Origin of the sequence: Bradyrhizobium sp. 45 (assembly GCF_023073155.1) — a bacterium.
Taxonomy (GTDB): Bacteria; Pseudomonadota; Alphaproteobacteria; order Rhizobiales; family Xanthobacteraceae; genus Bradyrhizobium; species Bradyrhizobium canariense_D.
Map to the genome: position 1 here is coordinate 1 of NZ_JADPIX010000031.1, position 22,960 is coordinate 22,960.

Sequence of the window (22,960 nt, forward strand, 5' to 3'; positions counted from 1 at the left end):
GGTGGAGGTGGCGGAGGCGGAGGGTCTTCCGACGACCACACCAGGCCCCATGTTGACGAGCCAAAAAAGCCGCCACCGACGATCAAGGACCCGCCCCCCGATCCGACGAAGCGGGTCAACCACGCCCCGGTGAGCGCCGGGGCGGTCGATCTCGGCAGCGGGCTCGTCAACGAAGCCTTCATCATCTCGCTCGGTCAGTTGCTGAATGGCGCCAGCGATCCGGACGGCGACCGGCTTTCGGTGCAGGCCCTCCAGGTCGATCACGGGTCGCTGCAGGCGTTGGGAGCGGACCGTTGGCTCTACACGCCGGAACACGACGATATCGGCCCGGTCCAGTTCAGCTACCGCATCTCCGACGGCACCGTCTCGATCGTCCAGGCGGCGCATGCGGATCTGCACGCCGCGCCCGACGAGGAGATACACGGTACCGAAGGCGACGATCTTCTGATCGGAACGCCTCTCATCGACGTGATCGACGCCGGCGCCGGCAATGACATCGTCTACGGCCGCGAAAGCGCCGATACGATCTACGGCGGCGAGGGCAATGACCGGCTGGTGGGCGGCGACGGTGACGACACCCTGTTCGGAGGCCCGGGCAACGACATCATCTTCGGCGGGGCGGGCAACGACACGCTGTTCGGCGAAGCCGGCGACGATACGCTCTACGGCGAGGACGGCAACGACCTCATCCTAGGTGGCGAGGGCGACGACTTTGCCTCCGGAGGGCGGGGCAACGACACGCTCATAGGCGGTCCCGGCAACGACACCCTCCATGGTGACGACGGGAACGACAGGATCGAGGGCGAGCAAGGCGACGACCATATCGACGGCGGCGCCGGCAAGGACGTGCTGCTGGGCGGGGCCGGCAACGACTGCATCGCAGGGGGCGCCGGCGACGACACGATCCATGGCGGGGAAGGGGACGACCACCTGGACGGCGGTGCCGGTAACGACACCGTCCGCGGAGACGCGGGAGACGACCACATCGCGGGCGGCGCGGGCGGCGATGATGTGGACGGCGGTACCGGCGACGACACGCTCGCGGGCGGCGCAGGCGACGACACCCTGCAGGGCGGCGCCGGGGACGATCACCTCGACGGCGGCGCCGGCGACGACGTGCTGGCGGGGGGCTCGGGCAACGACTGCATCGACGCCGGCTGCGGGGACGACGTGATCGTCCTCGGCGTCGAGGCGGGCCACGACGTCATTCACGGAGGTGACGGCGCGGACACGCTGGATCTGTCGCAGATCGTGTTCGACGAGAACGTCGACCTCCCCGACGGAATCGTCGAAATCTGCGACGGGCAGAGCGCACAGATCTTCGAGATCGAGAATGTCCAGGGCGGCCACGGACGCGACCGCCTGGTTGCCGACGCCCACGTGAATATCATGGAGGGCGGCGACGGCAACGACACCTTCGTCTTCCAGGACCTGGCTTCTCTGAAGAACGACGGCGGACCACGCGACCACATCGTGGACTTCAGCGTCGGCGACAAGCTCGATCTGTCCAGAGTCGGACAGGAACTCGACGATTTCTCGGGCAAGAGGCTGTTCTTCGCCGGGGCCGACCAGGCCACCTTCGACGAGGTCGGCGCCGTCACCTACCGCCATGAAGTCGTTTCGGACCAGGAGATCACGATCGTCTCGGGCCATCTCGACGGCGACGCGGAGCACGATTTCGAGATCGTGCTGGATGGTAACCTCGACCTCAACGAGAGCAATTTTGTTTTCACTGCCCCCCAGCAAACGAACGCGCACCACTTATCGTGAATCGGCGGACACGTGCCGGCTCTAACAACGGAGAATGAACGATGAACCTGAAGCCCACGGAACGGCCCGCGCGCGCTGCGAAGCAGTCGTTCGGGATCCGCTCGCGCGTGACCATGGTGGCCGTTCTCGCCATCGCCCTGATCGGCGGATGCGGCGGCTGGGCGGTGCACGCCGAGCTGACCGGTGCCGTGATCGCGCAAGGCAAGGTCGCAGTCAGGAAGCAGGTCAAGCTGATCCAGCACCGCGACGGTGGCATCGTGGGCGAGATCCTGGTCGCCAATGGCGACGCCGTGAAGGTGGGCGATGTCCTCGTCAGACTAGACGAGACCCAGACCAAGGCGGAACTAGGCGTGCTCAAGGGGCAGCGCGCGGAGCTCGAGGGCCGAAGGGCGCGGCATCTGGCCGAGCGCGAAGGAGCCACGGCCATCAGGTTCGACTCCCGGTTCGAGCACGACCCGTTCACGGCGGAGATCGCGCGGGGCGAGATCCGGCTCTTCAACGAGAACTTGGCCGTGCGGGAGGCCAGGCGCGATCAGTTGTCGCTGCAGATCGCGCAGTTCGAGGAGCAGGTCCGCGGGCTGACCGCGCAGCAGGAGGCCAACGCCAATGAGCGCAAGATGGTCAAAGAGGATCTCGAGCGTCTGACGCCGCTCTACAACAAGGGTTTCATAGAAATCGGCAAGATCCGCACCATGGAGCGCGATCTCGTCAAGATCGACGGCCTCAAAGGCGAGATCGACGCCAACATCGCCCGCGTCAAGGGACAGATCAGCGAGTCGCGGATCAAGATCATCGAACTCGACCAGCAGGCGCGAACCGACGGTCAGCGGGACTTGCGCGACGTCGACGGAAAACTGGCGGAGCTTCAGGAACGGATCGTGGCGTCGCTGGACCGCCTGTCGCGCATGGTGATCCGTTCGCCTATCTCCGGCACCGTCAACGAGCTCGCCGTCAATTCGGTCAACGGCGTGATCGCCCCCAAAGAGACGCTCATGTCCATCGTGCCCGAAAGCGCCGACCTGGTCGTCGAAGCGAAGCTGTCTCCGACCGACATCGACCAGGCCACGACCGGGCAATCGGCGAGGCTCAGATTCTCCTCCTTCAACCAGCGGACCACGCCGGAAGTGGCGGGTACGGTCGAAACGATCGGGGCGGCGGCGACCCTGGACCAGGCCAGCGGCCAGACGTACTATCTCAGCACCATCGCGATAGCGGGTGGCCAAAGGCAAGTAGCCGGCAAGCCGATCGTGCCCGGCATGCCGGTTGAGGTTTTCCTAACCACCGGCGATAGGACGGCACTTTCCTACCTGATAAAGCCGTTCACGGATCAGATGATGAAATCCTTCCGGGAGGAGTAGAGTTCTGTTCCCTGCTGCGAAAATGTTCAAGCTCAAGTCCCATTGCGCGACGCACAGCCGATACCGGCTGGCGCCGGCGTTGATCGTGATTCTATCGGCGGCAATCCAGCCGGCACGCGCGGACGACCAGTTGTCTCCCAACCTGGGACTGCCTGTCGACTGCCGCCTGGGCGTGGACTGCTTCGTGCAGCAGATGCCGGACGTCGATCCAGGCGACCAGGCGTTGGATCCGCTCTGCGGCAACGCCACGTACCAGGGGCACGACGGTTGGGACATTCGCATCCGCACGCTCAAGGATATCGATCGTCAAACGCCCGTGATCGCAACCGCCGAAGGAACCGTCGCGCGCGTGAGGGACGGCATTCCAGACCGCATCTACGATCGGGCACAAGATAAAGATACCGGGGGAAAGGAGTGCGGTAACGGCGTCCTTGTAGAGCATTCCGGGGGGCTGGCCTCACAATACTGCCACCTCAAGGAAGGCAGCATCGTCGTCCGGCCCGGAGCGCACGTGAAGAAAGGCGACCGCCTGGGGTCGATCGGGGCATCGGGCTTGGCCGAATTTCCCCATCTGCACTTGTCGGTCCGAAAGGATGGCAGGACGATCGAACCCCTGACGGGCCGGCCACTTGGAATCGGTCGAGAAACCTGCGGCGCAACCGGGGGAAGCCTGTTCGAACCGGCCGTCCGGGATGCACTTTCCCGTTCGGCTTCGGCGATCCTGCTGGTCGGGCTCGCCAACGCTCCGCCCGAGCTTCCGAGGCTCGTTCGCGAAGGTGAACCAGCCGTGCCCAATACGTCGCAACCGGTCATCGCTTGGGTCTGGGGGATCAACGTCGAGGGCGACAGCGTTTTCAGAATGCGCATCGTCGATCCGGACGGAAAAACGCTGATGCAAATCGAAACCAAACCGCTCGAAAGGCGGAAGGCGAACTACATCGCCTATGCCGGAGGGAAGCCCGCGCAACGAGCAGGGGAGTATGGACTGCAAGTCGAAATGGTCTCGGGTGGGAAGACGATCTCATCGGCCACCCGATCAATCCTGATCCGAAGCGAGGGCGAACGGTAGCTTGATACGCTGTGAAAGCTAAACTGCACCTGGAACTGCCGCCCAGAATTTCTTCGACCGCGGAATAATCCGGCGCTCGTGGTTTCTTGATTCTATGACGCCAGGAACGCGCAATGAGCCGCTCTTCACCCAGGACACCAGCGAGCCGATGGCTACCCGGAAATATCCGGATCATGGGGGTGAAGCTCGTGGCCCTCACGAATGCGTTCAGGGGCTTTGTCGAACAGTTCGGCATTCGGCACGGCCCACGCAGCGAAAAGCTGCGAGGACCCATCCTTTGGCTGGGAGACCTGCACAAACGCAACGACGTGGGCCAAGGCCCCGCCAATCCCGCAGTTTCCGATACTTCGAGCGAAAAGCAGCGTTCACAGGCGCCATGATTGCCCGGCACCCGCCTGAGCTGAACAACAACTATCATTTGCAAACCAATTGATTGGTCTCTTCGAGAGAGCCCGGCTCGATGGGACCTGGGACTTGGGATTCTCTCGTTCATGAAGCATGTTTCGCAGGCGTCGCAATTGGTCGCGGGTCGACATGTGCGGTCTGCGGTCGTCGGAACGTTTCGCCGTGAGCACGATGAGTTTTAGATCGTCTTCCGGTGTCCAATGGTCGGTACCGGTGATTGCGGCGGACTAGTTGGTAAGCGCGCTGGGGCTCGGACCTTGGTCCTTTGACGTTCAAATCGAGGCCGCCCCGGTCGGCTTTGCCGGTATTCACCCCCAGCGGCCGCTTCCAAGTAAAAAGGCGGCGCGACCCGAGCCGCGCTTTGCGCTAAAAACTACGGTTCTGATGCTATGAAAATGACCGTTGTAAGGACCGTAGCTAGTGCCGCTCAGCTCACATAAATTGATGTTAGAACAACGGGGTTGACTAGACACCCCTTCCGCCCCAGCCGCAGCGCGCGCGGCCACACCGCCTGGAGCTTTCCTTTCGTCTTAGAGTCCGCGCTTGCGAACAGGGTGACGTCGTGTCCCGGTTCGACCAGTTCGTCCACCAGCCAGGCGATCACGCGCTCGGTGCCGCCGTAGAGCTTTGGAGGTACGCTCTCGGCCAACGGAGCAAGCTGGGCGATCCGCATCGGCTAGGCCCCCAACACGAACCGCACGACCGTCACGATCGTCCCAGAAATGAGCGACGAAATCGCGAGCAGCGTCCAATTGGGCCTCGTGCTTCCCCCTGCCACGCGCGCTGCGAGCGCCTTCACGGCCGTCAACATCCGTCTCGAGAAAGCCGCTGCAGGTAGGCTATTCCGAAGCCTGCGAGCTCTTCGGTATCGCTTGCGCGCGCTTCCGACCTGCTGTGGAGGTGACGCTCCAGCAGGCAGCGCCGGCTGTCGTGCGCATCGACCTCGGGGTGCCGCGTCCGATACACCGTCCAGGCGGTCTCCGCGGCGTTCTTCAAGACGACTTCGTCGACCATACTCACTCTCTCCAGAGACCGAACCCAGTCGCTGCCAACTCAAGGCGCTCCGGAAAGTTTCCGGATTTCCCCGACAGTAGACGAAGGGAGGAAGCTCAGGATGCTCTGACATGCGCCCGCGTACGTGCCGCACGCCGGCGCTGCAGGCGTTGGCTTCGGCCGGACCTTCTGGATGCAAGGTGGTAGTTGTCGGGGTTGCGGCGGTCGGCTCCGCACTGGAGCTTCGCGCGCCGTCTCTGGCGGCGAGGATTCCATGGCCCGCGCCGCCCGGGCAGCTGCAACCATTGCCTCTTTTTCCCGTTATCGGTAGGGCGCGAGCAATGTGCAAGGAATCTCGATGAAGAAGATCGCGATGTCGGCGCTGATGGTCGGCGCTCTTGGTCTATCCTCGGTGGCCACCATCTCTCCTGCCGAAGCGCACTGGCGAGGTGGCTGGGGACCGGGCATCGCTGGCGGTCTGCTGGCTGGCGCCGTAATCGGCGGGCTTGCCTCGTCGGCTTATGGATGGGGACCTGGCTACGGCTACGACGAGCCCTATCGCTGGGGCGGTGGTTACGCCACCACGACCTACTACACGGCGCCCGTGTCTTACGGCTACCGGTACCGCCGAGCCGTGCGGCCCGCTTACGCCTATTACCGCGGATCATATCCGGTCGTGCGACACCGCTGGCACCATCACCGCTGGTGACAGGCCCCGACAGCAACAAGCCGCGCTCGTCGAGGGCGCGGCTTTTCCTCGGTCAAGCGCTTACCACCACTCGCCGAGAAAGGGTTCGTGTGACCAAGGGCGGCTGACGGGCGTCCCACTTCCCCTAGCTTAAGGCCCTGCTCGTGGGCTTGTTTCGGAGTCGATGCCGTCGACACAGGATCTGTTGGCCTAGCGAAAGGATTGGCTGTAGCCACGATCTCGACCACCACATCAGCAAGCCGTCGCCGGATCAGATCGCGTCAAAGGCAACGTCCAAGCCGGCGCGTTCGTCCGTAAACGCTATCGAGCCGTCGCCAGCCTCCCTCCTCAATCTGCACCAAATCCACCTGATCCCATCCGAGCTATTCTCGTCCCTGATTGAAGCTGGCTCCGAGAGTGCGGCGGGGGCTGGGCGAGAACATCTGCTGGTCTGGACCGCGAACGAATGCCGTCGGGACGATCATCCAGCTCGGACCCATGGCGATATCGAGCTGACCGAAATCTGGACGCCGTGTGTTCTCAACGGCCCCTTGTTCAGAACGGCTTCAAACGACAGGTGCTCTCGTCGGCGGAAGGCGATCACCCGCAAGTCAAGAATCCTGCTGCCAGCCATCGTGCCTGAACGATCTCTGATGGTCAGGCGATCGACTTTACCGCACCTCTGACCGGCATTCCGTCCTGCGCCCCCTCTTTAAGGCAATTTAATGCGGCAGCCTCGCATCCAATTTCCAAAGACTTTTGCAACGGCACCATCTCACTTACCATAGACGCGAAAGCGCCGACGAAGGCATCGCCGGCCCCGGTCGTGTCGGTGGGGGTGATGCAGGGTGCAGGCGCGCGGAGACAGCTGCCATCGGCGGTGAAGGCGAGCGCGCCTAGCGCGCCAGCGGTTACGATGCAGTTGAGGTCACCGGCCCTGGCAAGTTCGGCGGCTGCGGCGTCGTGATCGGGCGGCTGGGCGAAGCAGATCGCCCTCGCCGCATCCAGAGCCTCATGCTCGTTGACCAGGAGATAATCGGTCGCGGAGAGAAGCTGGACCACCATCTCCCGGGTCATCGACTCCGGCACGGGTGCGAGATTCCAGATGACGCTGCCGGAGGCGCATTTCGTCCTGCGTGCGGCTTCCAGGGCTTCTGCGAAAGGCACTTCCATCTGAAGCACCAGGATTGTGTCACGGCTGAATAGCGCGATGGGGAGGTCATGGGCGCTGGCGGTCGTGTTGGCGCCGCTTGCCACCGTAATTGCATTCTCACCGGCCTGATCGACCACGATGAAGGCACAGCCGGTCGGCTGGTCCGATCTGACGACGAGATCCGTGTCGACGCCGTTCGCTCGGAGATTCTCTACCGCGCTGTCGCCGAATCCGTCGCGTCCGATACGGCCCGCCATTCGGACGCGTCCCGGCCCGGCAATGCGCGCGGCAGCCACGGCTTGATTAGCGCCCTTGCCGCCGAAATGGGTCCGATAGGAGGGCGCGAGCACGGTGCGGCCGGGGCCCGGAATGACCGGGACATGGGCGACCAGATCGATGTTAAGCGATCCGAACACTAGGATCATGGCGGAGAAACCGTCACCCTTGCTCGTCCATGACTCGCAGTTTCTCGACGCGGCGGCGGAAATCCTCGTCGGTGGAGAATTCGGCCGAGAGATAGGACGAGACGAGATCGATGGCAAGCCACGCGCCGACTATCTGCGCGCCGATACACATCACGTTGACGTCGTCATGCTCAACGCTCTGATGGGCTGAATGGATGTCGTGGCAGACCGCGGCGCGGATGCCCTTCATCTTGTTGGCGGCGATCGAGGCGCCGACGCCGGTGCCGCAGACCATGATGGCGCGCGCGGCTTCGCCCGAGGTCACCTTCTGCGCCACGGCGCGCGCGATGTCGGGGAAATCCACTGGCTTGTCGTCATAGGAGCCGACGTCGATGACGTCATGGCCGAGGCTGCGGATGTGGTCGATGACGGTCTGCTTGAGCGGCCAGCCGGCGTGGTCGGATCCGATGACGAGACGCATGTGATGCCCTTCTTGATTTTGCATGGGTCGTGGCAGCCGCGCGCGGCTGCCACGATTGTTTCTGGTCTTAACTACGCATATCCGGCGGCAGCTCGACGCCGTGGAACTTCTTGTAGATCGCATTGAGCTTGCCGTTCTTGACGTTTTCGGTGATCCAGCCGTTGAGCTTGTCCATTAGGCGCTGCTCACCCTTCTTCAGTCCGATGGCGAGGTCGAAGGTCGCCAGCGGAATCCGGGACTCGAACACGCGCGAGGGGTTTTTCACTCCGATCTGGTTGATGATGGTCGCGGACGAGGCGACACAGTCGACCTGACCGGACACGGCCGCCGTCACCATGGTGGCGTCGTCATCGTACCGAGAGATCTTCAGGTCCTTGTCCTTCATGTTGGACAGGGTCGTGTCCTGCGTGGTGCCGCGCGAGACGCCGATCGACTTGTCCTTGAGGTCGGGCCAGTCCTTGACCGTCGATGATTTCAGGCAGCCGACATCGGATTGCAGCGTCGCATAACGCTTGGTGAAATCGATCACCTTGGCGCGATCGGGCGTCACAGACAGCGTCGAAATGATGATGTCGGCCTTGCCGGTCAGGACGTTCGGGATACGAGTTGCCCCGGTGGTCTGGATGAACTCGAGCTCGAGCCCCCAGTCCTTGGCGAGCAGCTGCGCGACTTCGACGTCGGAGCCGGTCGGCTTCATGCTCGAGTCCATCATGCCCGAAGGCGGGATGGCGAGGTCGGTCGAGATGCGGATCTTCTTGGCCTGCGTGATATCGTCGAGCAAGTCGGCCGACGCCGGCGTCGCCGCCATCATGACGAGGCCACACAGTGCGGCGGCAGCTCCCAGCAATGTCTTGTTGGTCATCCCTAGTTCCTCCCTATTATGATTTTAAGTTTCCCGTGCCCACGAATTGCGTGAGTTCGGGGGTCGTCGGCGACGTCAGGATCGAGGCAGGTCCGGTTTCGTGAACCTTGCCGCGATGCATGAAGACGATCCGGTCGGCGATGCCTTTGGCAAAGCCCATCTCGTGGGTGACCATCACCATGGTCATGCCATCAGCCGCCAGCTGCTCGATCACCTTCAGCACTTCGCCGGTGAGTTCCGGATCGAGCGCGGATGTGACCTCGTCGAACAGCATCACTTTCGGCTGCATGGCGAGCGAGCGGGCGATTGCGGCGCGCTGCTGCTGGCCGCCGGAAAGCTGCTCCGGGTAGGCGTGAAGCTTCTCCTCGAGCCCGACCTGCGCCAGCACTTTTCGCGCAAGGTCTTTGGCCTGCGACGCTGTCATGCCCTTCACGGCAGAGGGCGCCAGCGTGATGTTCTGCTCGATCGTGAGATGCGGAAACAAATTGTAGCTCTGGAACACGATTCCGACGTCCTGGCGCAGCGCGCGAAGGTCGACGTCGGGACGATGGACCCGATGTCCGCAGACGACGATCTCGCCCCCGTCGACCTTCTCGAAGCGGTCGATGCAGCGCAGCGCCGTGCTCTTGCCGGAGCCGGAGCGGCCGATCAGCGCCAGCACCTCGCCGCGCTCGACGGCAAAACTGACACCATCGAGCACCCGCAGCGAGCCAAAGCTCTTTTGCACGTCGCGGAGCGACACAATCGGTTCGGAGGAGGAGGCGTTCTGCTGCATCTTCAGGCCGGTGCAAGGTGAAACTTGCCACGCCCCATGCGACGTTCCAGCTTCTGACTGAACAACGACAGGGGATAGCACATGGCGAAATAGGCGACCGCGATGATGGCGTAGATGACGAACGGCTCGAAAAGCGAGTTGTTGACGATCTGGCCCGAGCGCATCAGCTCGACGAAGCCGACGACGGAAGCGAGCGAGGTGTTCTTGATGATCTGGACCATGAAGCCGACGGTAGGCGGCGTCGCGATGCGGATCGCCTGCGGCAGGATCACCTTCATCATGCGCTGGGTCCGGCTCAGCGCCAGGCCTTCGGCAGCCTCCCATTGCGGCTTCGGCACGGACTGGATGCAGCCACGCCAGATCTCGCCGAGATAAGCGGCGACATAGAGCGTCAGCGAGGCGCCGGCGGCCGTGAGCGAGGAGACCTTGAGCCCGATTGCAGCGAGGCCGAAATAGCCGAGGAAGAGGATGACCAGCAGCGGTGTGCCTTGGATGAGCTGGACATAGATGGCACTGACGATCCGCACCGATTTGAGCGGCGAGATTCGCGCCAGCGCGATCGCGAAGCCGACGATGCCGCCGCCGATCAGCGCGATCACCGATAGACCAATGGTCCACAGCGCGCCCTGGCCGAGGAACATCAGATGGTTGATGTTGAGATGTCCGCCCATGGTCATCTCACAACGGTGTGCCGAGCCGGCGACGGCGCGGGAACAGCACGAGGCCGAGGCCCCAGAAGCCCGCGCGCATCACCAGCGACAGGATGATGTAGAGCACGGCGACGATGATGTAGGTCTCGAACGCGCGATACGTGTCCGACTGGATGTAGTTGGCGACCGCGGTGAGCTCTTCGGCCGAGATCTGCGAGCAGACCGAGGAGGCCAGCATCAACAGCACGAATTGGCTGGTCAGCGCCGGATAGACCTTCTCGATCGCCGGCAGCAGGATGATGTGCCAGTAGATCTGCAGGCGTGACAGCGCCAGCCCTTCGGCGGCCTCGATCTGTCCGCGCGGGATCGCCTCGAAGCCGGCGCGCATGATCTCGGCGGTATAGGCGCCGACATTGATGGTCAGCGCGGCCACCGCCACGGTGAACGCCGAGAGTTTCAGTCCCAGGCTCGCGAGGCCGAAATAGACCAGGAAGATCTGCACCAGCAGGGGCGTGTTGCGGATTGATTCGACGTAGACCTTGCAGGCGCCGGCGATCAGCGCGCTATGCGAGCCGCGGCCGACGGCTGTAAGCGTGCCGAACAGGGCGCCGAGCACGGTCGCAAAAACCGCCAACTCCAGCGTCAGCGCGGCGCCGGCGAGAAAGCTCGGCCAACGCTCCAGCACTGCGGGGAAGTCGAGTTGGATGCTCATTGTGTCGGGTCACCCGGTGGTCTGGTTCGTCATGCGGTCATAGACGCGGAAAAGCGCCTGGTTGCCATTGTTGCCTTCGCCATGCGCGCGCGCGTCCACATATTGGCTGGTGACGAGCGCCGTGCCCGGCAACGGCACGCTTAGCGCCTGCGCGTGCTCCTGCACCAGGCGGAGGTCCTTCAGCTGCAGATCGATCCGGAAGCCGGCGGAGACATCACCGGCGATCATCGCGGGGCCGAGCTTGTCGAGCATCCAGGAGGCAGCGGAGCCTCCGAGCAGCACCCGGCGCAGCAGATTGAGATCGAGGCCGGAAGCGCGCCCGAGCGCGAGGGCCTCGCAGATGGCTTGGATGTTGATGCCACAGATCAGCTGGTTGCAGAGCTTGACGGTCTGGCCGGCACCGGACGCGCCGACATGCGTGATGGTGGTGCCCATCGCGCGGAAGAACGGCTCGGCCTGGGTGAAGGCGCTCGCATCGCCGCCGGCCATAATCGAGAGGGCGGCGTTCTTGGCGCCCACCGGGCCACCCGAGACCGGCGCGTCGATGAAGCTGACGCCAATTTTTTGCAGGTCGGCATGGATGCGGCGGACCGCAACCGGCGAGATCGTGCTCATGTCGACGATCAGCTTGCCGGGTGGCGGCGACTTCAGCAGCCCATGCTCGCCGTAAACAGTCGCCTCGACATGGGGCGTATCGGGCAGCATGGTGACGACGATGTCTGCGCCTTGCGCCGCATCGGCCGGGTTCTTGGCCCGGATCGCACCTTCCTTGACGATATCGGCTACGGCGGCCTCGTTGAGATCGAACGCGTGCACCGCGTGCCCCGCCTTCAGAAGGTTGCGCACCATCTCCACGCCCATCGTGCCGACGCCGATGAAGCCGACGCTGCCCTTGTCGTTCCGTCCCATGTTATTCGTCCGTTTCTTGGTTAGTCCGCGATCAGCGTGAGGCGCTGGTCTTGTCGGTATCGCCGACGACGGCCCGCCTGCGGTATTCGTCGCCGATGGCAAAATGCTTGCGCAGCGTCGCATCTGCTCGCTCAGGGTCGCGCGCGATGATCGCGTCGAAGATGCGCCGGTGGTCGTCGATGAGGTACGTCTTCATCGACGGGAAGGCCTGCACCAGCTTGCGGCGGCTGCGATGCGAATGCGTCAGCAGACCCGCCAGCGACCCGTGCAGGACCGTCAACGTCTCCGAATGCGAGGCCACGACGATGGCGCGATGGAATTCGAAGTCGGCCATGCCGCCCGCATCGGCCTCGTCGATGGTCTCCCCGATTTTCGCCAGTGCACGCTGCAGCCGTTCGAAATCGGCAATGTTGGCGCGCTCGCAGGCGAGGCGGATCGCCTGGCATTCGATCGCGACGCGCGCCTGCATGACGTCGTCAAGCATGTCCGCCTGGTGGGCGAGGGCGAAGGTGAAGAAGTCGTTCAGTACCGAGACGTCCGGCCGGGTCACCACAGTACCGATGCGGTCGCGGATCTCGACGATGCCGAGCACCGTCAGGGCACGCAGCGCCTCGCGAACGATCGGCCGGCTAACGCCTAGCAGGGTGGCGAGCTCGCGTTCCGAAACCAGGCGGTCGCCGGGCCTGAGCGAGCCCGCGAGCAGGCGTTCGCGCAGGAAGGCAAACACCTTCTCAAACCCTTTTTCGCCTTCGGCCGCGCGCTTAAGCTCCATCCCGATCTCTTTTGGTCTGATCTTGGTCAGACCAGTAGGATGACAAGCTCACCTCGTCAACTCCTTTGATGTGGGTTATCCGTGGGACTCCGGGTTCATATGCAAAATGACCGAGCTGGAGTCGTGTAGCGCGCGGCCCCACGCGTGTCTTGAAACGACGCCTCCTTGCGATCGTGCCGGACGGCTGACCGCGGAGCACTGCGGAAGGCACTCATCCAGATGGCCCTTGCTCCGCGGCATCGGGGGCAAGGCGATTTGACGGCAGGCCGCATCGCGGTAACCTGGATAGCAGCGTCGTTTCACTGAAGGGACATCCGCAGGGAACGGGCCCTCCATTCAAATGCGGGGTGCTGGGCGTGGTCAGGGTCGGCGGAGCGGTCGCGGCTGCGGATAGGGCGCGGGTTCGGCTCCCGTCATCTTCTTTCCGTGCCTTGCCGGCTCTGTAATCCACCCCGTGCACAACTCGGCACCCCGATGACCGAATCGAAACGCGCCCGATCGGGTGGTATGGCCGCAAACAAGGTAACGGCGGTACGTGGGGCTGGGGGAAGCACTCGACAGTTCGGGACTATCAAGCCGCCGAGCCCTCCTGGCGGCTTCTTTCTTTGATCAGGACGCTATCGCGCTCGCTCGCGCCTCGCGCCACCGTTCGCGGCGTTTGCGCCGGCACGGTCAGCGGGCTGCCGCAGCGCAGGAATTTGCTCCGCAGCGACTATCTCAGTCGGAGCTTCCTCGACCAAAGGCGCCTGCATCGGTTCGCTCGCAGCGGGGCGGGCTTCCATGAACTCGAGCACCGCCCGTCCCTTGGCAGTGATCTGCCATCCGCTGCTGCTGCGTCCGACCAGCCCGGGAAAGATGTCGAGATCGGACACCCGTGCGGCGAGGCGCTTGGTCCGGTCCGCCCAATCGCGGCCGCTGGTCGCAAGGATGGCCATGTCGCGTTTGAGGTCCTCCATGACGGGGAAGCCATCCGGATAGCTCACCAGGATGTTGAGGACCGTCACCTGGAGGTTCACACCGCCTCGAGCTATCGGCGCCCCATGGCGGGCGTGCAGGAGAGGGCACCGCGATCAACGCGCCCAAGCCAATCCGGAGACACCTCACCTTTGAAAGCGCCGGAATCGCTATGCGGTGCCCATTGTCCCCTAGCTTACCGTTTCTCGGCCTCGACGCGAACAGCGATCGGGCCGGGACGGTCGAAAACGGAGACATCCCCCGTCACGTTCCCGAGTATCACAATCCCGGGCTGTGGGACCCTCCCTTTGCGATAATAGATCACGAAGTGATCGGGTCCCCACAGCCCTAGTGTGCCCACGTCGAAATCCCGCTGACGCGAAACCTCCGGCAGCGGCGACGGAAGACTGCCTGTCTTCTCCTGGCGCAGGTGGTCGCTCATTTGAATCGTGAACGGCAGCATGCTCACAAACGAGCGCGCCGCGTTATTGTCGGAGAGCTCGGCGGTGACATTCCCCCAGTCCGATGAAATCCGAATACGTTCTTGGGCCATGGCGGGCTCCATTGAAGAAAACGCGAGAGCGGCTGCAGCGATCTGGAAATTGCGCATAGAGATTCGTCTGTCCTGACGTTGCGAGATTATTTTGCAGTCGCCGGGGGGCACCTAAAGCGACCAACCGCCGTCGACCACTATCGAGGCCCCGGTCACGAAGCCGCCGAGGTCCGAGCACATCCATAGTACGGCCTCCGCGATCTCCTCGGGCTTTCCGAGACGGCCTACCGGTTCCAGATCGATCGCCTTCTGAATGTCGCCCTCCGTGAAGCGGTCCATCATGGGCGTCGCTATGTTGCCGGGCAAAACAGCGTTCACGCGGATGTTCTGCTTGGCATAGTCGATTGCGGCGGACTTGGTCATGCCGATGATCGCATGCTTGGAAGCGGCATAGGAGGCACCGCCCGCGACACCGCGGATGCCGGCACCCGATGAGGTATTTACGACTACGCCGCCGCCTTGCCTCAACATCTGTGCGATCTCATGCTTCATGCAGATGAAGGTGCCACGAAGGTTTATGTTGAGAACGCGGTCCCACTCCTCCAACTCGATTTCATGAAGCGGCGCCGCTTTGTTCTCAACTCCAGCGTTGTTGAATGCGCAGTCGATGCGGCCGAAGGCCTTGACTGCCTTGGCCAGCGCCGATGCGACCTCTTCAGGCTTTGAGACATCACAGGTGACCGTCAGCACGTCTCCACCGACGGCCATCACCTGCTCGGCAGTCTCCTGTAGCGCGGCCTCTCCTCTGTCCGTGATAGCAACGCGCGCGCCCTCTGCAGTGAAGGCTATAGCGGTCGCTCGGCCGATGCCGCTTGCGGCTCCAGTGATGAAAGCAGTCTTTCCTTCAAAGCGTTTTGAACCGGTCATTGCTGTCTACCTCCTGGAATTGGCTGTGTCGGGCTAGTTTGGTGGACGTAGAGTGGCTGAGAGGAAATCAAATCCCCCGTCGAACGGGATCAGCGCCCTCAAAAGCGGACTCAACCCTGGCAAGCCGGAATCCGACCGCTTCGGTCGCCGCTCGATCACTTGCGGTATTGTTCGTCCCGGACCTTCTCCATCCATTCAACATTCTTGCCGTCGAGAGATTCCTGGATGGCGATGTGCGTCATGGCGGTCGTCGCCGATGCGCCGTGCCAATGCTTCAGTCCCGGCGGAAACCACACGACATCGCCTGCGCGAATTTCCTCGACCGAACCGCCCTCGCGCTGCACCCAGCCAAGGCCGGCGGTGACGATCAGCGTCTGGCCAAGCGGGTGCGTGTGCCAAGCGGTCCGCGCCTCAGGCTCGAACGTGACATAGGCGCCGCTCACCCGGGCCGGTTCTGGCGCCTGAAATAGCGGATCGATGCGCACCGTCCCGGTGAACCAGTCCTGAGGCCCCTTTTGTGAAGGGCGGGAGCCGTTTCTCTTGATGTCGATGTCCATTTCCGTCTCCTTCTGTGTTCCAGCCGCGAACACCAGCGGGTGGTGAATGTCAGCGATGGCGACGCTGCCAACAATGAGGACGGCCCTGCGCGTGATCACGGACGCTTCTCGATGACGTCCTTGATGACCGGCGCCGCGGAAAACGCGTTGGGCCAGCCGGCGTAGAAGGCGAGATGGCCGAGCACCTCGCCGGCTTCCTCCCGCGTCAACCCGTTGTCCATGGCGCGGTTCAGATGATAGGTGATCTGCGCGACCTGACCGGTCGAGATGAGAGCGCTCACGGTGACCAGGCTTCGGTCGCGCGGAGCCAGCGCCGGCCTGAGCCACAGATCCCGGAACAGCACGTCGGTCGTGTACTGGACAAGGCTGGGCGTGATCTGCCCGAACTGCTCCGCGACGAGCGTCGTCCGCTGCTTCTCCCGCGCCTCGTCGAGCTGTAGCTGCGGCCCCGACGCCGGCGGGAGCTGATCGGGCCCGACGTTGCGGCTCTCGAAGACTGCCTTCGCCGCCGGGATCGCATCCATCGCGTTAGCCCGGCCGGTGTAGAAGGCCAAATGCGTGATTATCTCCGATATCTCCGAGGGCTTCACGCCGTTGTCGAGCGAGAGAGCTAGATAGTACGGCAGCTCCACCGTCTGATTTCGGGCGATGAGCGCCGCGACCGTGACGATGCTGCGGTCCCGAGCTGAGAGACCCGGCCGGTTCCAGAGATCGCCCTGGACAAATTTTTGCGCGTAGCCTTCGAGGGCAGGCGCAACCGCGCGGACATCTTCCGGCTTTGACATGGTCTTTGCTCCTTCGGTGGATTCCTGTCCCGCGACGGCGGAGCCGCCAGCAAACAGGCAAAATGAAACCATGGCCGCTGCGAGCATTCTCATTGCGAGGATCCTTCCAGATTTGACGGGTGCGCGATCAGCCACGAAGCGACGAGTGCCGCGCAGAGGACGGTGCCACCGCTAACGAGAAACACGAGGTTCAACCGAGCGCCGGCTGCGATCAATCCGAGAGCAGGGCTGGCGAGCCCTTGGGCAAGATCGAGAAACGCAGTGTAGGCGCCCATCGCCAGGCCGCGACTGTGTGCCGGAACGCGGCGGACCGCTTCGACGCCGAACCCGGGATAGACCAGCGAGAAGCCGAAGCCGGTCAGTGCGGCGCCAAGCAACGCCATCTCGGGCCGGGAGGACATCCAGATCAGTGCCTGCCCCGCGGCTTCGATGACCGTGCACACCAGCGCGACCTTGGCGCCGCCGAGCTTGTCGGCCACATGGCTGAAGAAGATCCGGGCCGTGATGAAGGCAACCGCATAGGCAGTGTAGGCGAGCCATCCGTTCTCCCATCCGTGGTTCGCGAACAGCAAGGCGACGAACGTGGTCACGGCTCCGAATCCCACGCTGCCCAGAGCCGAGCCGAGGCCCGGTACCCAGACGGCGCCGATCACTTCGACGAACGAGAAGCGGGCGTGGTGCGTGGGGGCAACGGCGGGAAGCCGCGCAACAAGCATCAAGGGAGCAAGAGGCGCTGCGGCGGTCGCGGCAGCGATGGCAGCGAAGCCGTACTTCGTGTACAGGGCAGAGCCAGCAGGCGCGCCGATCGCGAAGGCCGCGAACATCGCCATGCCTATCCACGCAATGACCTTGCCCGTGCTGCCGGCATCAACGAGCGCCAGCCCCCAGCTCACCGCGGCTGTGATGATGAAGCTCTCGGCGCCGCCCAGAAGTCCTCGCCCCAGCAGCAGTAACGCCACGGAGACCCGGGGAACCGGAGTAAAATAAAGCGAAACGAGGTACAGCAACCCCGACGCAGCGGCAGCGACCAGCCCAACGACCACGCCGCGCTTGGCTCCTTTGCTGTCCGAAAAGTTGCCCGCCCACGGCCGCGAGACCAGAGACGCCGCGAACTGACTGCCGGCGACCAGGCCGACCACGAACGTTCCCTGACCCAAGCCGTCATGGACGTGAAGCGGAAGGACGGGCATCGCGATGCCGATGACGAGGAAAGCGACGAAGACCACCCCCATGATCGGCAGCAGAGTAGCGGTGAGGCTCTGCGCCACGGGCGGCGTTGGGAGTGTTGTTACCGACATGCAAGGACGCCCTCCGCTCACACCGTGAGCATCGTCTTGATTGCACGCCGTTCGTCCATTGCGCGGTAGCCTTCCGCGACCTCGGCCAGAGGCAGCGTGAGATCGAACACCTTGCCAGGCTTGATCCTGCCCTTCAGAACGCGATCCATCAGATCGGGCAGGAAGCGACGGACCGGGGCGGGTCCGCCCAGCATTCGACGTTGCGCGAAGAACATCGCCTGGCCGTCGAAGGTCACGCCATGAGGTACCCCGACGTAACCGATCGAGCCGCCGGGACGCACGGAATCGATGGCTTGGGTCATGGATTCCTGCGTGCCGACGCACTCCAGAACCGAATCCGCACCGATGCCGGCCGTGAGCTCTTTCACTCGCTGGATGCCGGGTCCCCCCCGTTCTGCCACGATGTCGGTCGCCCCGAAGCCGCGTGCCAGTTCCTGGCGGCTCTTGTGCCGGCTCATGGCGATGATGCGTTCTGCCCCCATCTCCTTCGCTGCCAGCACCCCCATGAGTCCCATTGCGCCGTCGCCGACGACGGCCACCGTCGAGCCTGCTCGGACGTTGGCGGCGTCCGCGGCGTACCAGCCCGTCCCGAGAACATCGTCGGCGAGCGGCACTCGCGCGTACGGCGCCTGCGCGCCCGTCATGAATTCGCGCTGCACGCAGGAGGAGTGAAAGCCGAACTTGCAGTGCGGGCAGGTATTGTCGGACAGGCAGAACGAGCCGACGACGAACTGCCCAGGGCGGACGGTTCTGACCTCGCTGCCGATTTCGACGACGATGCCGCAGTATTCGTGACCCATGTGAGCCGGACCATCCGTCGGCTGCAATCCGCGATACGGCCACAAGTCTGACCCGCAGATGCAGGTGGCCGACAACTTTATGATGGCATCCGTCGGCTTGACGAGTTTCGGGTCGTCGACTTGTTCGCAACGGACGTCGCCCGCCCCGTACATGACTGTGGCAAGCATGACTGTTCTCCGTCAGGTTGGTGAAAGATGCTCGATGCGCAACACGAACTTGCCTTAGTGACCAGCGGTTGTGACCACCGAGACCGATGCGGACGGCAGCACAAATCAAGAAACCGCCGGCAAGCGATCCAGGTGTTTATCCAGGGTCACCGGGTATTCACGGACACGGACGCCGGTTGCGTTGTAAACTGCGTTGGCAATTGCGGCGGCAACTCCGCATATGCCGAGTTCGGCCACGCCCTTCGCCTTCATGGGCGAGACCTTGTCGTCAGCCTCGTCGAGGAAAATCACTTCCTGATGCGGTATGTCGGCATGAACCGGCACTTCATAACCGGCCAAGTCGTGGTTCACGAAGAACCCGCGCCGCTTGTCGACCGCGAGTTCCTCCATCAAGGCGGCTCCCGCGCCCATGGTCATGGCTCCGACGACCTGGCTGCGCGCGGTCAGCGGATTCAGGATTCGGCCGGCTGCGCACACCGCGAGCATGCGGCGGATCCGGATCTCGCCAGTGAAGCTATCGACGGCAGCCTCGACGAAGTGGGCACCGAAGGTCGACTGCTGGTAGCTCTTGTCGAGGCCGCCCCATTCCATCTTGTCCTCGCCGAGCAGATCTCCTTGGCGGACGGCGTCCACAAGCTTCGCAGAACGATTGCCGCTAAGCACATGCCCATCCGAGAACGTAGCGTCCGCCGAGTTGAAGCCGAGCCGCTGCGCAACGGCTTCCCGAAGCTTTACGCATGCCGCGTAAACGCCCGAAGTCGAACAGTTCGCGCCGAACTGTCCTCCGGATCCGGACGAAACAGGGAAAGAGGAATCGCCAAGCCGAACCACGACCTTGTCGAGGTCGACCCCCATCATCTCGGCGGCCGTCTGCGCGATGATCGTATAGCTGCCGGTGCCGATGTCGGTCATGTCCGTTTCGACGACAACCACCCCGTCCGTTCCCAGACGAACGCGCGCCCCCGAAGGAATCAGCAAATTGTTGCGGAACGCGGCTGCTGTGCCCATGCCCACCAGCCATTGTCCGTCCCGCACCGCGCCCGGGGACGCGTTTCGGCGCTGCCAGCCGAACCGCTCGGCGCCCTCGCGCAGGCAGCGCACCAGATTGCGCTGAGAAAACGGACGTTCCGGCTTCTCGGGGTCGACCCGGGTGTCGTTCCGCACGCGTAGCTCGACCGGGTCCAGACCAAGCTTCTCGGCCAATTCGTCCATCGCGATCTCGAGCGCCATCATGCCTGGCGCCTCGCCAGGAGCGCGCATCGCGTTCCCTTCCGGCAGATCCAAGACGGCGAGGCGCATCGCTGTCAGGCGATTGGCGCCGGCATATAGCAATCTCGTCTGATTGGTTGCCGTCTCCGGTTGACCGTCAGGAAGATCTCCGGAGCCGCTCTCGTGCGCCATGGCGACGATGCGTCCATCAGGGCCCGCCCCGATCCTGATACGCTGCCGGGTGGCGGGGCGGTGTGTGGTGTTATTGGGAATGAGCGCCCGCTGCAATGCGACTTTCACCGGACGGCCCGCGGCCTTCGCTGCCAGCGCGGCCATCACCGCATCCGAGCGCAGGAACAACTTGCCGCCGAAGCCGCCTCCTATGTACGGCGACACGAAGCGGACGTTCTCTTTGGGGATGCCGATGGTGGTCGCGAGATCCGTCCTGCCCCAGTCGATCATCTGGTTCGACGTCCACACCGTGAGCTTGTCGCCGTTCCAGGCCGCGATCGAGGCGTGAGGCTCCATCATCGAATGGCTCTGGTCGGGGGTCGTGTAGAACTCGTCCAGCTTCACCGGCGCCTGAGCAAAGGCCGCCTCGAAGTCGCCGACGCGACTTTCGGGTGGCCCCTGTTTCTCGGGACTGTTCGGGTCCTTCGCAAGGGGTGCGGCCTTCAGCGCCTCTTCGAGATCGAAGCTGCCTTCACAGGGCGTGTATTCGATCCGTAGCAGCCCGGCTGCCGCCGTCGCCTGTTCGAACGTTTCCGCGACAACCACCGCGACCGCCTGATGGTAGTGGTCGATCTCGGGACCGCCGAGCAGCTTTGCCGTGTTGAATTTTCCCTTGCCGAGCTTGCCGGCGCTCTCGGCCGTGACGATGGCGATGACGCCAGGCTCGCGCTGCGCCTCCGCCAGGTTCATGCTCTTGATGCGTCCCTTGGCGATCGCCGACCCCACGATGACACCGTAGGCCGGATTGGTCACGACGTCGTGGTGCTCATATGCGTAGGTCGCTTTCCCGGTGGTCTTCAAGGGGCCATCGATGCGGGGATGGGCGCGACCGACGACACGCAAGCGGTCGATGGGGTTGGTTTCGGCGGGTCTGTCGAACTTCATCGCTGCCTCATTTCGTTCATGGCGGCGGCCACGGTCCGCTCGACCAACGGTAATTTGAACGCGCTGGCGTTGGTGGGTTTTGCATCGGCGAGCAACCCTGCGGAGAAGGGCTTTGCACCTTTAGGAAGCTCGGCTTCGGCGGCTTCGACCCGCCACGGCTTGTGGGCGATGCCGCCGACGGCTACCCGCCCGGTCCCGTCGCGCTGCAGGATTGCAGCGACGGAGACCAGCGCGAAGGCGTAGGACGCGCGGTCGCGCACCTTCCTGTAGATGTGCGTTCCGCCGACGGGTGGCGGCAACGTCACCGCGGTGATCAGTTCACCTGGGGTGAGCGTCGTCTCGATGTGAGGGGTATCTCCGGGCAGGCGATGGAATTCTGCGATCGGAATCTTGCGCGTCTGCCCTTTGTCGTCGACCGTCTCGATCTGAGCGTCTAGGACTCTCATGGCGACGGCCATATCGGAGGGGTTGGTCGCGATACATGCTTCGCTCGATCCGATGACCGCCAGTTGTCGGCTGACGCCTTCGATCGCTGCGCAACCGGCGCCGGGGCTTCGCTTGTTGCAAGGCTGATTGGTGTCGTAGAAATAGGGGCAGCGCGTGCGCTGGAGCAGATTGCCGGCGGTCGTCGCCTTGTTGCGGAGCTGGCCCGAGGCGCCGGCGAGCAGCGCCCGGCTGAGGACACCATAGTCGCGCCTGATGCGCATGTCGGCGGCGAGCGTTGTGTTCCTGACGGACGCGCCGATCCGGATTCCGCCGCCCTCGGTATTCTCGATCTTGTCGAGACCGAGACCATTGACATCGATGAGATGACGGGGCGTCTCGATCTCGAGCTTCATCAGGTCGAGAAGATTGGTGCCGCCCGCGATGAACTTCGCACCTCTCGTTTGCTGGGCCTTTGCGGCCGCTTCTTGAGACGAAGCGGCTCGTTCATAGGTGAATTCCTTCATGTGCTGCTCCCGGCGACCTCGGCGATTGCCTCGGCGATGTTGGAGTAGGCACCGCACCGGCAGATGTTGCCGCTCATGCGTTCGCGCAACTCGGTATTCGTCAGTTCAGGTGAAGCGGTCAGGTCGCCGCTGACGTGGCTCGGGATTCCCGACTTGATCTCGTCGAGCACCGCCACCGCCGAGCAGATCTGCCCGGGCGTGCAGTACCCGCACTGGTAGCCGTCGTGTTTGACGAAGGCCGCCTGCATGGGATGAAGGCGCTCCGGCTGACCCAATCCTTCGATCGTGGTGATCCTGTCGCCTTGGTGCATGACCGCAAGCGTAAGACAGGAATTGATGCGCACTCCGTTCACGATCACGGTGCACGCCCCGCATTGGCCCTGGTCGCAGCCCTTCTTTGTTCCGGTCAGACGGAGATGCTCGCGCAAGGCATCGAGAAGCGTCGTGCGGGTGTCCAGTTGAAGGCTGCACGGCTTCCCGTTCACCTCGAAGGCGACAGCGGCTTGCGGCGCTTTCCGACTCGCCGCTTGCGATTGCGCCGGTGCGCCCGGGACGACGCCGATCATGGCTGTGGCCGTACTGGCGGCGAGAAGACGCCGCCTCGAAACTTCCAGTTCGGATTTTGGCATGTCTTCACCGCTTCGTTCCTGGTGGGTTGGCCCGGGTGCGGTCGCAGGCGTGGTTCCGCTGCCGATCAATTCC

The 22,960-nt window shown here is 63.6% G+C and carries 23 protein-coding genes and 1 pseudogene; 4 read left to right on the forward strand and 20 right to left on the reverse strand.

All coding sequences use genetic code 11. The features are described from left to right. The 3 genes from IVB42_RS04885 to IVB42_RS04895 form a co-directional block, all read left to right on the forward strand. Positions 1-1,770 (forward strand): cadherin-like domain-containing protein (locus IVB42_RS04885; protein WP_247469793.1); only part of this gene is annotated, 1,770 nt, incomplete at its 5' end. A gap of 41 nt (positions 1,771-1,811) precedes the next feature. Then, on the forward strand, positions 1,812-3,128 hold the full coding sequence (locus tag IVB42_RS04890; protein ID WP_247395274.1) for an HlyD family type I secretion periplasmic adaptor subunit: 1,317 nt from the start codon (positions 1,812-1,814) through the stop codon (positions 3,126-3,128). 22 nt (positions 3,129-3,150) lie between these two features. After that, complete coding sequence (locus IVB42_RS04895) at positions 3,151-4,197, forward strand: M23 family metallopeptidase (RefSeq protein ID WP_247395275.1); 1,047 nt, start codon at positions 3,151-3,153, stop codon at positions 4,195-4,197. Between the two features lie 889 nt (positions 4,198-5,086). Here IVB42_RS04895 and IVB42_RS04900 read toward each other — a convergent pair. Together IVB42_RS04900 and IVB42_RS04905 are read right to left on the reverse strand one after the other, a co-directional pair. Then, positions 5,087-5,275 (reverse strand): annotated as a pseudogene (locus tag IVB42_RS04900) (glycosyltransferase family 4 protein); the annotation flags it as partial. A 131-nt stretch (positions 5,276-5,406) separates the two neighbouring features. Then, positions 5,407-5,616, reverse strand: coding sequence for a hypothetical protein (locus tag IVB42_RS04905; RefSeq protein WP_247395276.1), 210 nt, complete (start codon positions 5,614-5,616; stop codon positions 5,407-5,409). A gap of 337 nt (positions 5,617-5,953) precedes the next feature. Between IVB42_RS04905 and IVB42_RS04910 the strand changes: the two genes are divergently transcribed. Beyond that, the gene (locus IVB42_RS04910; RefSeq protein ID WP_247395277.1) at positions 5,954-6,304 is read left to right on the forward strand and encodes a hypothetical protein; all 351 of its coding nucleotides are present in this window, start codon (positions 5,954-5,956) and stop codon (positions 6,302-6,304) included. Between the two features lie 636 nt (positions 6,305-6,940). Here the strand turns inward: IVB42_RS04910 and IVB42_RS04915 are convergent. The 18 genes from IVB42_RS04915 to paoA form a co-directional block, all read right to left on the reverse strand. Next, positions 6,941-7,861, reverse strand: a complete 921-nt coding sequence (locus IVB42_RS04915; RefSeq protein ID WP_247395278.1) for a ribokinase — start codon at positions 7,859-7,861, stop codon at positions 6,941-6,943. Positions 7,862-7,874: 13 nt separating this feature from the next. Continuing rightward, entirely contained in the window at positions 7,875-8,321 is a 447-nt protein-coding gene (gene rpiB, locus IVB42_RS04920; protein ID WP_247395279.1) for a ribose 5-phosphate isomerase B, read from the reverse strand. 67 nt (positions 8,322-8,388) lie between these two features. Beyond that, positions 8,389-9,183 carry a transporter substrate-binding domain-containing protein gene (locus IVB42_RS04925; protein ID WP_247395280.1) on the reverse strand — a complete coding sequence of 265 codons (795 nt, stop codon included), beginning with the start codon at positions 9,181-9,183 and terminating at the stop codon, positions 8,389-8,391. A gap of 16 nt (positions 9,184-9,199) precedes the next feature. Continuing rightward, positions 9,200-9,958 (reverse strand): amino acid ABC transporter ATP-binding protein, encoded by a 759-nt coding sequence (locus IVB42_RS04930; RefSeq protein ID WP_247395281.1) that lies wholly within the window; start codon positions 9,956-9,958, stop codon positions 9,200-9,202. Between the two features lie 2 nt (positions 9,959-9,960). Further along, the gene (locus IVB42_RS04935; RefSeq protein WP_247395282.1) at positions 9,961-10,629 is read right to left on the reverse strand and encodes an amino acid ABC transporter permease; all 669 of its coding nucleotides are present in this window, start codon (positions 10,627-10,629) and stop codon (positions 9,961-9,963) included. Between the two features lie 7 nt (positions 10,630-10,636). Then, complete coding sequence (locus IVB42_RS04940; protein WP_247395283.1) at positions 10,637-11,320, reverse strand: amino acid ABC transporter permease; 684 nt, start codon at positions 11,318-11,320, stop codon at positions 10,637-10,639. A 9-nt stretch (positions 11,321-11,329) separates the two neighbouring features. Continuing rightward, positions 11,330-12,229, reverse strand: a complete 900-nt coding sequence (locus IVB42_RS04945) for an NAD(P)-dependent oxidoreductase (protein ID WP_247395284.1) — start codon at positions 12,227-12,229, stop codon at positions 11,330-11,332. A gap of 31 nt (positions 12,230-12,260) precedes the next feature. Further along, a complete protein-coding gene (locus IVB42_RS04950) occupies positions 12,261-13,001 on the reverse strand; it encodes a FadR/GntR family transcriptional regulator (protein ID WP_247395285.1) in 741 nt (246 codons plus the stop codon). A 617-nt stretch (positions 13,002-13,618) separates the two neighbouring features. Next, positions 13,619-14,017, reverse strand: a complete 399-nt coding sequence (locus IVB42_RS04955; RefSeq protein WP_346348263.1) for a hypothetical protein — start codon at positions 14,015-14,017, stop codon at positions 13,619-13,621. 134 nt (positions 14,018-14,151) lie between these two features. Then, positions 14,152-14,565 carry a cyclophilin-like fold protein gene (locus tag IVB42_RS04960; protein ID WP_247395286.1) on the reverse strand — a complete coding sequence of 138 codons (414 nt, stop codon included), beginning with the start codon at positions 14,563-14,565 and terminating at the stop codon, positions 14,152-14,154. Positions 14,566-14,619: 54 nt separating this feature from the next. Then, positions 14,620-15,375, reverse strand: a complete 756-nt coding sequence (locus IVB42_RS04965; protein ID WP_247395287.1) for a glucose 1-dehydrogenase — start codon at positions 15,373-15,375, stop codon at positions 14,620-14,622. Positions 15,376-15,530: 155 nt separating this feature from the next. Then, complete coding sequence (locus IVB42_RS04970; RefSeq protein WP_247395304.1) at positions 15,531-15,926, reverse strand: cupin domain-containing protein; 396 nt, start codon at positions 15,924-15,926, stop codon at positions 15,531-15,533. Between the two features lie 101 nt (positions 15,927-16,027). Continuing rightward, a complete protein-coding gene (locus IVB42_RS04975; RefSeq protein ID WP_346348262.1) occupies positions 16,028-16,717 on the reverse strand; it encodes a carboxymuconolactone decarboxylase family protein in 690 nt (229 codons plus the stop codon). An 89-nt stretch (positions 16,718-16,806) separates the two neighbouring features. Continuing rightward, positions 16,807-18,015: an arabinose transporter gene (locus IVB42_RS04980; protein WP_247395289.1), complete on the reverse strand. Its 1,209-nt coding sequence runs from the start codon at positions 18,013-18,015 to the stop codon at positions 16,807-16,809. Between the two features lie 17 nt (positions 18,016-18,032). Beyond that, entirely contained in the window at positions 18,033-18,983 is a 951-nt protein-coding gene (locus IVB42_RS04985) for a zinc-dependent alcohol dehydrogenase family protein (protein WP_247395290.1), read from the reverse strand. A 105-nt stretch (positions 18,984-19,088) separates the two neighbouring features. Further along, the gene (gene paoC / locus IVB42_RS04990) at positions 19,089-21,308 is read right to left on the reverse strand and encodes an aldehyde oxidoreductase molybdenum-binding subunit PaoC (RefSeq protein ID WP_247395291.1); all 2,220 of its coding nucleotides are present in this window, start codon (positions 21,306-21,308) and stop codon (positions 19,089-19,091) included. After that, positions 21,305-22,258, reverse strand: coding sequence for a xanthine dehydrogenase family protein subunit M (locus tag IVB42_RS04995; RefSeq protein ID WP_247395292.1), 954 nt, complete (start codon positions 22,256-22,258; stop codon positions 21,305-21,307). The genes paoC and IVB42_RS04995 overlap by 4 nt, the downstream gene beginning before the upstream one ends. Beyond that, entirely contained in the window at positions 22,255-22,887 is a 633-nt protein-coding gene (paoA, locus tag IVB42_RS05000) for an aldehyde dehydrogenase iron-sulfur subunit PaoA (protein ID WP_026233964.1), read from the reverse strand. Before paoA ends, IVB42_RS04995 begins: the two co-directional genes overlap by 4 nt. Positions 22,888-22,960: the final 73 nt, after the last annotated feature.

What these genes read in the sequence shown, in the direction of transcription:
- IVB42_RS04965 (WP_247395287.1), bottom strand. Translation starts at nt 15,375, where the DNA reads ATGACCGGTTCAAAACGCTTTGAAGGAAAGACTGCTTTCATCACTGGA.
- paoA (WP_026233964.1), bottom strand. Translation starts at nt 22,887, where the DNA reads ATGCCAAAATCCGAACTGGAAGTTTCGAGGCGGCGTCTTCTCGCCGCC.
- IVB42_RS04915 (WP_247395278.1), bottom strand. Translation starts at nt 7,861, where the DNA reads ATGATCCTAGTGTTCGGATCGCTTAACATCGATCTGGTCGCCCATGTC.
- IVB42_RS04995 (WP_247395292.1), bottom strand. Translation starts at nt 22,258, where the DNA reads ATGAAGGAATTCACCTATGAACGAGCCGCTTCGTCTCAAGAAGCGGCC.
- IVB42_RS04910 (WP_247395277.1), top strand. Translation starts at nt 5,954, where the DNA reads ATGAAGAAGATCGCGATGTCGGCGCTGATGGTCGGCGCTCTTGGTCTA.
- IVB42_RS04890 (WP_247395274.1), top strand. Translation starts at nt 1,812, where the DNA reads ATGAACCTGAAGCCCACGGAACGGCCCGCGCGCGCTGCGAAGCAGTCG.
- IVB42_RS04895 (WP_247395275.1), top strand. Translation starts at nt 3,151, where the DNA reads ATGTTCAAGCTCAAGTCCCATTGCGCGACGCACAGCCGATACCGGCTG.
- IVB42_RS04940 (WP_247395283.1), bottom strand. Translation starts at nt 11,320, where the DNA reads ATGAGCATCCAACTCGACTTCCCCGCAGTGCTGGAGCGTTGGCCGAGC.
- IVB42_RS04930 (WP_247395281.1), bottom strand. Translation starts at nt 9,958, where the DNA reads ATGCAGCAGAACGCCTCCTCCTCCGAACCGATTGTGTCGCTCCGCGAC.
- IVB42_RS04925 (WP_247395280.1), bottom strand. Translation starts at nt 9,183, where the DNA reads ATGACCAACAAGACATTGCTGGGAGCTGCCGCCGCACTGTGTGGCCTC.
- IVB42_RS04960 (WP_247395286.1), bottom strand. Translation starts at nt 14,565, where the DNA reads ATGCGCAATTTCCAGATCGCTGCAGCCGCTCTCGCGTTTTCTTCAATG.
- paoC (WP_247395291.1), bottom strand. Translation starts at nt 21,308, where the DNA reads ATGAAGTTCGACAGACCCGCCGAAACCAACCCCATCGACCGCTTGCGT.
- IVB42_RS04905 (WP_247395276.1), bottom strand. Translation starts at nt 5,616, where the DNA reads ATGGTCGACGAAGTCGTCTTGAAGAACGCCGCGGAGACCGCCTGGACG.
- IVB42_RS04975 (WP_346348262.1), bottom strand. Translation starts at nt 16,717, where the DNA reads ATGTCAAAGCCGGAAGATGTCCGCGCGGTTGCGCCTGCCCTCGAAGGC.
- IVB42_RS04935 (WP_247395282.1), bottom strand. Translation starts at nt 10,629, where the DNA reads ATGGGCGGACATCTCAACATCAACCATCTGATGTTCCTCGGCCAGGGC.
- IVB42_RS04985 (WP_247395290.1), bottom strand. Translation starts at nt 18,983, where the DNA reads ATGCTTGCCACAGTCATGTACGGGGCGGGCGACGTCCGTTGCGAACAA.
- rpiB (WP_247395279.1), bottom strand. Translation starts at nt 8,321, where the DNA reads ATGCGTCTCGTCATCGGATCCGACCACGCCGGCTGGCCGCTCAAGCAG.
- IVB42_RS04950 (WP_247395285.1), bottom strand. Translation starts at nt 13,001, where the DNA reads ATGGAGCTTAAGCGCGCGGCCGAAGGCGAAAAAGGGTTTGAGAAGGTG.
- IVB42_RS04980 (WP_247395289.1), bottom strand. Translation starts at nt 18,015, where the DNA reads ATGTCGGTAACAACACTCCCAACGCCGCCCGTGGCGCAGAGCCTCACC.
- IVB42_RS04945 (WP_247395284.1), bottom strand. Translation starts at nt 12,229, where the DNA reads ATGGGACGGAACGACAAGGGCAGCGTCGGCTTCATCGGCGTCGGCACG.